This is a genomic window from Moorena sp. SIO4A1 (assembly GCF_010672065.1).
Lineage (GTDB): Bacteria > Cyanobacteriota > Cyanobacteriia > Cyanobacteriales > Coleofasciculaceae > Moorena.
The window spans coordinates 1-1,347 of the sequence record NZ_JAAHHX010000779.1 but is presented as its reverse complement, the minus strand read 5'-3'; the positions used below and the strand labels follow the sequence as shown (position 1 = coordinate 1,347).

Below are 1,347 nucleotides of genomic sequence, written 5' to 3'. Positions count from 1 at the left end.
ATGAGCAACAGGTATACCCAAAGATTCAATGCGATCGCCTACCGTATCACGCCCCATTAGAGACAGTACCACTGGACTAAAGCGGTTTCGGTTTATCTTGGATAGGAGATGATATAACATCAACTCTGCACCTCCTATTGAAACTCCAGTAGTAAGGTATAGTATTTTCATAATCTATAGTTCTTTTTCCAATAAACTTTGCTAACGAAAGATAGTAAGAGACCCATAGCCGCAAAAAACCAAAAATTAGCGATTAGGTAAGCCTCTGGGTCACCAAAGGTAATAAAATCTATCCAAGTTACAGCTGTTAAAATGTAAACAAATGGCATCCAGTATATTGTATGTAGCTGATTATTAAAAATAGTTTGTAGATAACGACCAATCCAACCAAAGCTCAACGATATGATAATTAGTCCGACCCAAGACATACTATAGATACCAAAGGCCAGTATACCTGGTGGTATAGCAAACTCATTGGAGCCTATGATATTTGCTGTATTCTCAAAGGATAGGGTTTCTGGGAACTCCATATTAGTCAGACGTTCCGGTATTAAGGAAAGCACCCCATAGTAGATATCCAGAAATAGCCGCATTGGATAATGATTATTAAAAGCTGCATCTAGGGAATGAACTGGAAACACAAAGTTCTCTACTAGTTCGATAATGCTAAAGCTTTCATTGGAACCACTGTCCAGAGATTGTCTAAAGCGTTCCACTACAGCAACATAGCCATCTGGCAAAGCACTTAAGCTAAAAAACAGGGTTTTGCCGTGAATCAGAAACAGAGCAGCACTAGAGACAAAAGTAAGGGTGAAAGTAAAGGAAAATTTGCCAGTTTTCAGGACATAAACTAAATAAAACCCGATAATGTATCTGACAAAAGGAATACGCCCAGCTGTTAAAGTGGCTGAAATCCAGGAAGCGACTACAGATAGCAAAAACAAACTAAATAGGATTAATTTACCTTGTTTTATTTTACTAAAAAATACCACTGCTGCCAATAAATAAGAGGCAAAGAATGAAAAGAACATAAAATTCTTAAAAAAAACCAGGTTGCCACTTTCAACTGTGGTTGATCGAATCAGGTGGCTTTTAGCAAGGGCTACCATAACGCCACCATACTGAGAGCCATAGATTTGAATAGATAGACAAGAGAATAACAGCAGCAAAATAGCAAATACAATCACAACATTGTCACTATAGCTCTTGATAGTAATCGTTTTTCCAAATTTTTCAGCCGACTTAGAATAGAAACCAATAACAATCAGAATGTATCCCACAAATATAGCAATAACTGTTTGTGGGTTGTCAGTGTATAAGGTATTTCCCCAGTTCAACTCATGCCTA

The 1,347-nt window shown here is 37.5% G+C and carries 1 protein-coding gene; it reads right to left on the bottom strand.

Translation table 11 applies throughout. From position 1 onward, the window contains the following. Window positions 1-167: 167 nt before the first annotated feature. Window positions 168-1,347: hypothetical protein (locus F6K53_RS42830; protein WP_293086693.1), on the bottom strand; the 1,180-nt coding region annotated here is incomplete at its 5' end.